Genomic DNA, 6,735 nt, shown 5'->3' on the forward strand with positions numbered 1-6,735 from the left:
GGCACGGATATTGCAATGAGTATTATGTAGCAATCCTTCCGGATTACGCTTAACTCTCTCTTGTCCTCACCAGAAATGGTAAGGGCTTTTTTTGCCTATGATCCGAGGTGAAATACTCAAAGGAAAGTGGAGGGGCTATAAAGTTAACCTTTAATATATATCATTTTAGTGATAAAATGAAATTAGTAAATTATTATAATAGAGGGAATTACTTCTGTGGTTGGCCTATTGTATTAGTTGAATGAATAAACAAAGATCAACGGTATCGACAAAATCATATTAGAACGGAGAGGATAAAGAAATGGATAACAGAGAACTATGGACTGCCTTGGGTATGGATTTAGAGAAACATGACGATTTCCTGGCCCCAGTACCAGCGATTTTTACGAGTTTGTTTTTAGATAGACCCAATCGTCCTAACGCAATGGGGTATTTTGATGCAGTCGTTGGGGATGTGCATGGAATCCGAGTTCACGAACTCTATGCTCAGAAAGAAGCTGGCGCTAAAGTGTTTTCAACCTTTTGCGTCTATGTTCCTGAAGAAATTGTTGTAGCGACAGGGAGTGCAAGCATTGGATTATGTGCTGGGGCTCAGTATACAGTTTCTTCTGGGGAAAAAGTCTTGCCGCGCAACCTCTGTCCGTTGATTAAGTCCACTATGGGTTTTAAACTCGACAGGATTTGCCCATATTTTCAAGTTTCCGATTGGGTTATCGGAGAGACAACTTGCGACGGGAAAAAGAAAGCGTGGGAAATTCTCAATGAACATATCCCAACGTATGTAATGGAACTCCCGCAAAAGAAAGACGCCAAAGATGCCCGTCTTTGGGAAGAAGAAGTGCGTGAATTCGCTTCCTTCATCGAACGCGAAACTAAAGTGAATTTAACCGCCGAAAATCTAGCTCAAGGAATTCAGACGATTAACAATAAGCGCCAAGCGCTACAAAGATTGGCCAACTTGAGAAAACACAAGCCAGCTCCTATTCATGGCTTAGATGTGTTGTTGATCAATCAACTCTCCTTCTTTGATGATCCTGTACGCTTCGCTGCTCAAGTAAATGCTCTGTGTGACGAACTTGACCTGAGGGTCAAAGAGGGGATCGGTGTCGCCCCCGTAGACGCACCAAGAATTCTTGTGACCGGAACCCCTCAACCCCTTCCAGCATGGAAACTTCATGCCTTAATCGAACAAGCTGGGGCAGTTGTTGTCGGGGAAGAAACTTGCACAGGAGAACGCTATTATAAGGATGTCACAGAGCCTGCGGATAATGTCTCGGACATGCTCACCAATATCGCTAAACGCCCCTTAAAAGTTAATTGTGCTTGCTTTACTCCCAACCAAGGGCGCATGGAAGATATCACGTTCATGGCTGAAAATCTCAAAGCCGATGCCGTGATTGATTTCTCCTTGCAGTTCTGTCAGCCTTATGGTGTAGAAAGTTATTTTGTGGGTAATGAAATGGAAAAGAAATCAATTCCCTTTTTGCGCTTAGAAAGTGATTTTTCCGCAGAAGATCAAGGGCAACTCTTAACACGGATTGAGGCTCTATTAGAGATGATTCGTGCATGAAGCAGGCTGGGTTAGATCTCGGCTCGGTTAATACCAAGTTAGTTGTACTTGAAAACGGAGAGCGAGTATACAGTCAAGTCATACCTTCTCGTTTTGACTCTGTCCAAGCAGGGATAACCCTTATAAATTCTTATGTCGAAAAACATGGAGAAAAACCGGAAAAACTTGTAGTTACTGGCTATGGTCGAGTAAATTTTCCTGAGGGGCGAGTGATTACAGAAATCTCCTGTCAAGGCCGGGGTTGTCATGCGTATTTTCCAGAGCAAATGTATATTCTAGACTTAGGGGGGCAAGATGCTAAGGTAATTAAAAAAAATCCTGCTGGAAAAGTTGTACAGTTTATCATGAATGATAAGTGTGCTGCCGGAACCGGGCGTTTTTTAGATGTTATCCTCAAGGGATTAGATCTAACCGCCGATGAGCTGGATTCAGCCGCAGCAGCAAAGCCAATCCCTATTAATTCCATGTGTACGGTTTTTGCCGAATCTGAAGTCATTACCATGCTTGCCAAAGGAACACCTAAACCTGAGGTGATTGCAGGTCTCTTCAAAAGTACAGCAAAACGTCTTGCTAATTTTGTTGAATCCGTTGGACATCCGGAGTGCTTGATATTTACTGGAGGAGGCGCCCATTACAGTCTCCTTGTCCGTTTTCTCGAACAGGAGTTAAAAGAGAAAGTCGTGATTCCGCCAGAGCCTGAAATGACAGCTGCTCTCGGCGCGGCATTACTAGCCTAAAAACTGATAATAGCACTTGCTTTCGTTAGCAAGTGCTATTATCAGTGTGTCCCAGTGAGGAGTGGATTTAAGGAGTGCCCATAAGAAGAAATATTTAATCTGTGAAATTGAGGGTGATAGAATGGATAAAGAAAAAATGATTGCAGATGTAAGGAAAAAAGCGGGAGGGTGTTTCCAAAGAGGTGAATTTTATTGTTCAGAATCCGTGATTCATACCCTCAATGAATTTCTTGGCTGGCCTTTAGATCGTTCAATTGTTCGTTTGGCTGCGGGGTTTCCGGTGGGAATCGGTAGGTCAGGGTGTGTATGTGGAGCTATCAGTGGTGGCGTAATGGCCTTGGGAATGGTCTACGGAAGAGACCCTGGCAATGTGATGGATAATCGAATGTTCCCTATTGCGGCGGAACTCCATGACCATATTAAAAAATCATATAAGAGTACCTGTTGCCGAGTGATCACCAAAGATCTAGTCTTTAACTCACCTGAAAGAAAAGCGCACTGCGTGAAAATTACAGGGGAAGTTGCAGCTTGGGTAGCAAATAAATTTATCGATGATGAAGCGCTTAAAGAAAAAATCCAACCAGTGGAAGTATAGGGAAACAAGCCATGAGTTGAAACATCGCTATATAGCCCGGCCAGACCAAGGCCATATAATTTATTCTGAAAAACATTGAAAATGACTAGCTTACCAGTTTTAAAAGATTATACTTTATTCTATAATAAATACATAATCCGAAACGAATGAGGATATATAGTGTTTTGGTTAATTGAAACACTATATAAGAAATGGTAAGATACTAATTGTTTTACATTCCAATACCACTAGCTAAAGCGCGCACGGCTTCAACAGCGAATTGTGTCTCTTCTCGTGTGTTTAGATGCGAGAAGGAAAATCGGACAGAGCCGGATACGCTGAGCGAGTCATGCATTAACGGTGCACAATGGGCCCCTGCGCGCACGGCAATGTTGTACTTCTCAAAAAGTAGACTGGCTGCTTGAGCGGAGTCATATCCTTCAATATTGAGAGAGACTATGGGTGTACGGAGCGGTGCAGCCAGATCACCGTATAGCGTAACGCCAGGAGTATCAGCAAGCGAATGCGCAAATAGGCGCCCTAACGTATCAGCCTGGTTGTGGATTGCTGACAGTCCAGTGGATTGTATATATTGGACGCCAGCCAACAGCCCGGCGATCCCGTGTGCATTTTGCGTACCAGCTTCCAACGCATCAGGCAATTCCTGAGGATGTTTGTGGTCAAAGGAATGATGGCCACTTCCCCCCACATACAGAGGTAGGGGCCTATAATCAGCTCCTAAACAAAGCCCGCCGGTCCCTTGCGGCCCAAAGAGAGATTTATGGCCTGTAAAGCAAAGCGCGGAGATGTTTTTCATATTGATAGGCAAAAGTCCAGCACTTTGGGCGGCATCGACAATAAAGTGCACGCCACGCGCTGCACATAATTCACCAATAGACTGAATATCTAATACGTTGCCGGTGACATTAGAAGCATGGGCGAGTACCACAGCACCAGTATCTGGTCGGATGGCAGAGGAAATTGCCTCTATCGAAATGCATCCCAAATTGTCACAAGGAACAATAGTATAATTCTCCCGCCGATATATCGGTCGCAGTACAGAGTTGTGCTCGGCAGCGGTCGTGACGATATGTCCCTTGATACCGGTTATAGCGATGTTTAGAGCTGCAGTGGCATTGGGTGTAAATACAACGCGCATAGGGTCACCACTAAGTCTGAAAAGCGAGGCCAATGCTATCCGCGCTTCCATCATCATTCGAAGGGCGTCGAGGGCCGGTGTATGCGCTCCACGTGAAGCGTTACCAAACGTATCCATGGCCTGTAAAACAGCTTCTTTGACGCAAAGCGGTTTTTTTAGGGTTGTAGCGGCGTTATCCAAATAAATCATTTATATTTTTTTCTCCAATCTGTAGGAAGTGGTAATATTTAATACTTAGTATAATGCAAATACCTCGGTTAAGGAAGTGATTCGTATGATAAGCTTATTGTCAAACTGCACGTCGGGCGGCTGCGGAGCTAAGATTGGCCCAGGCGAATTATCCAAGGTGTTGTCCGTCCTACCTGCTTTCAGCGATCCCAAGTTATTGGTTGGCTTTGATGCCTCCGATGATGCTGCTGTCTATCAAATTGATGCAGATACTGCCATTGTTTCTACTGTCGATTTCTTTTCACCGATGGTGAATGATTCCCGCTTATTTGGCCGCATCGCAGCTGCCAATGCTTTGAGCGATGTCTACGCTATGGGTGGTACACCGCTTTTCGCCTTGAATCTTGTTTGTTATCCGGAGCACATGGAATTGGAAGCCTTGGGTGAAATATTATCAGGTGGCGCGGAAAAGATACAAGAGGCGGGGGCAGTGCTTTGTGGTGGACATTCCATCTATGACAAAGAGACGAAATACGGGTTGGCAGTCACTGGACGCCTCGATCCCAAACGGATTTGGCGCAACAATACACCGGTACCGGGGGATCAACTGATCCTCACTAAACCGCTTGGCGTGGGCATTGTTATGGCGGCGTTGCGTGGAGAAATGGCCGATGAACAGGCAGTGCAGGCGGCACTGTCTTCCATGCAGAGACTTAACAAATACGCAGCGGAGAAAATGCACAGCTTTCCTATCAGTGCCTGTACTGACATCACAGGATTTGGGCTCTTGGCACATGCCAGGGAAATGGCTGGAGACACTACATCGTTGCTCCTATATCCCTCCGAGCTGCCATATATTTCGCAAGCTTATGCGTATGCCGGAGATTATCTCTTGACTGCAGCTGCACAACGCAACCGCAATTATATGCAGGGCTTTGTGGAGTTTGGCGATACTACTTTTGCTTTGCAAGAACTGATGTTGGATCCACAGACATCCGGTGGGTTGTTTCTTAGCGTGCCCAAACCCTATGCTCAAGAGCTGCTAAGTGCTATTCAGGAAGTCGAACCGCAGGCTGCGATAGTTGGCGAAGTGCTTTTAGCGCAAGACTTACCGATTTTATTACGATAAGGAGGAATGGATATATGACTCAAGTTGATGCGCTTGGACTTGCTTGCCCCATACCTGTTATCCGTGCCAAAAAGGCTCTCGAGGCCTTAGGGGAAGAAGGCGGGGTTGTCGTTGTCTTAGTCGACAGCGATATTTCACGGCAAAATCTGCAAAAGATGGCAACGGGTCTGGGTTATCAAAGTGAATATATGCAAAAAGAAAACGGTGTTATCGAAGTGACAATCGTTGCAGGCGGAGGCTGTGCCGTAGTAAGTCAAACGACAGAGGATGGTTCAGGGTTGGTCGTTGCTATCGGCCGGGATACCATGGGGGAAGGCAGCCCGGAGCTGGGACATATTCTGATCAAAGGTTTTATCTATGCCCTGCAGGAGCTTGTGCCGCCGCCCACGCATGTTTTGTTCTTCAATTCGGGGTCACATCTTACCAGTAGTGATTCTAACAGCTTAGAAGATCTGCGTGCTCTGGAAGCTGCTGGAACAGTTATCCTGACCTGTGGTACCTGCACTAATTATTACGAAATTACGGAGAAGCTTGGAGTCGGTGAGATCGCTAACATGTATGGCATCGTTACAGCTATGGCTGGTGCGAAGCGGCTTATCAATATTTAGGAGGCTTTTGGTGTCTTATATTCTTACTTTCGCCAACACACATGAGGCCATTTTTGCCGAAAAAGCGCTGTTGCAGGGAGGACATTCGGTAGGGGTGATGCCATTGCCGTCCAGCATCAAAGCCGGGTGCGGCATCGCGCTCCGAGTCGTCGACTATATTGCGTCTAATGCCCTTTTGAAGGAAACAACATAGCTGTGTCAGCGGTCTATCAGGCATTGGCAAATTCGCAAGGCACATTGTATAGCGAGGTTCTATTTGACAGATAGCGTCGACTAGGTGCTGTAGTTATCATAAATAAGTTGCATAATAGGCACATAATGATCGTTGTGGCAGTTTGCTCCATCAAATAGTAATAACAAAAGAGAGAGTAAAATCAGCGTACTTAGCTGATTTTACTCTCTCTTTTTCTCAAAAAATTGTGATTGATTTATTAGGTGCTAAATTTTAAACGCTTAGAAATGGAGGAATCAAAGTTAATGAAAAAATTTTCTGAAATTACTAGCTTATGAGTAAGAAAAAGACTATAATAAATGACATAAGCTAAAGCAAATGATTAAACATATCATTTTAGTTATGAATATTTAATTTGAGGTATTAGAAAACATGGCCCCAAGGTCAAGCGGCTAAGACGTCGCCTTCTCAAGGCGAAATCAGGGGTTTGATTCACCTTGGGGCTACCAGCTTTATTAATCCAAGTTATTGCTTTACTTAAAGGATCACCAATTCATTGTTTAATAGAAAACAACGGTTGGTGATTTTTGGTAATAGAAAACTAAATATTACATGATG

The 6,735-nt window shown here is 44.7% G+C and carries 7 protein-coding genes and 1 tRNA gene; 7 read left to right on the top strand and 1 reads right to left on the bottom strand.

Going from position 1 to position 6,735, the window contains the following annotated elements:
• Positions 1-301: 301 nt before the first annotated feature.
• The 3 genes from DOT_RS16875 (at position 302) to DOT_RS16885 (ending at position 2,902) form a co-directional block, all read left to right on the top strand.
• The gene (locus tag DOT_RS16875) at positions 302-1,570 is read left to right on the top strand and encodes a double-cubane-cluster-containing anaerobic reductase (RefSeq protein WP_009621229.1); all 1,269 of its coding nucleotides are present in this window, start codon (positions 302-304) and stop codon (positions 1,568-1,570) included.
• A complete protein-coding gene (locus DOT_RS16880) occupies positions 1,567-2,307 on the top strand; it encodes an acyl-CoA dehydratase activase (protein WP_009621230.1) in 741 nt (246 codons plus the stop codon). Before DOT_RS16875 ends, DOT_RS16880 begins: the two co-directional genes overlap by 4 nt.
• Before the next feature lie 121 nt (positions 2,308-2,428).
• Complete coding sequence (locus tag DOT_RS16885) at positions 2,429-2,902, top strand: C-GCAxxG-C-C family protein (protein ID WP_009621231.1); 474 nt, start codon at positions 2,429-2,431, stop codon at positions 2,900-2,902.
• Between the two features lie 211 nt (positions 2,903-3,113).
• Here the strand turns inward: DOT_RS16885 and DOT_RS16890 are convergent, their stop codons facing one another.
• Entirely contained in the window at positions 3,114-4,229 is a 1,116-nt protein-coding gene (locus DOT_RS16890; RefSeq protein ID WP_040412562.1) for an aminotransferase class V-fold PLP-dependent enzyme, read from the bottom strand.
• An 85-nt stretch (positions 4,230-4,314) separates the two neighbouring features.
• Here DOT_RS16890 and selD point away from each other — a divergent pair, with 85 nt between their 5' ends.
• The 4 genes from selD to DOT_RS16910 all read left to right on the top strand — a co-directional run bounded on the left by selD (position 4,315) and on the right by DOT_RS16910 (position 6,626).
• Positions 4,315-5,337 (top strand): selenide, water dikinase SelD, encoded by a 1,023-nt coding sequence (gene selD, locus DOT_RS16895; RefSeq protein WP_009621233.1) that lies wholly within the window; start codon positions 4,315-4,317, stop codon positions 5,335-5,337.
• 14 nt (positions 5,338-5,351) lie between these two features.
• Positions 5,352-5,945 (top strand): sulfurtransferase-like selenium metabolism protein YedF, encoded by a 594-nt coding sequence (yedF, locus tag DOT_RS16900; protein ID WP_009621234.1) that lies wholly within the window; start codon positions 5,352-5,354, stop codon positions 5,943-5,945.
• 10 nt (positions 5,946-5,955) lie between these two features.
• Positions 5,956-6,138, top strand: coding sequence for a DUF3343 domain-containing protein (locus DOT_RS16905; protein WP_009621235.1), 183 nt, complete (start codon positions 5,956-5,958; stop codon positions 6,136-6,138).
• A gap of 413 nt (positions 6,139-6,551) precedes the next feature.
• Positions 6,552-6,626, top strand: a tRNA-Glu gene (locus DOT_RS16910).
• Positions 6,627-6,735: the final 109 nt, after the last annotated feature.

The sequence above is a fragment of the Desulfosporosinus sp. OT genome, assembly GCF_000224515.1.
Lineage (GTDB): Bacteria > Bacillota > Desulfitobacteriia > Desulfitobacteriales > Desulfitobacteriaceae > Desulfosporosinus.

What these genes read in the sequence shown, in the direction of transcription:
- DOT_RS16875 (WP_009621229.1), top strand. Translation starts at nt 302, where the DNA reads ATGGATAACAGAGAACTATGGACTGCCTTGGGTATGGATTTAGAGAAA.
- DOT_RS16880 (WP_009621230.1), top strand. Translation starts at nt 1,567, where the DNA reads ATGAAGCAGGCTGGGTTAGATCTCGGCTCGGTTAATACCAAGTTAGTT.
- DOT_RS16885 (WP_009621231.1), top strand. Translation starts at nt 2,429, where the DNA reads ATGGATAAAGAAAAAATGATTGCAGATGTAAGGAAAAAAGCGGGAGGG.
- DOT_RS16890 (WP_040412562.1), bottom strand. Translation starts at nt 4,229, where the DNA reads ATGATTTATTTGGATAACGCCGCTACAACCCTAAAAAAACCGCTTTGC.
- selD (WP_009621233.1), top strand. Translation starts at nt 4,315, where the DNA reads ATGATAAGCTTATTGTCAAACTGCACGTCGGGCGGCTGCGGAGCTAAG.
- yedF (WP_009621234.1), top strand. Translation starts at nt 5,352, where the DNA reads ATGACTCAAGTTGATGCGCTTGGACTTGCTTGCCCCATACCTGTTATC.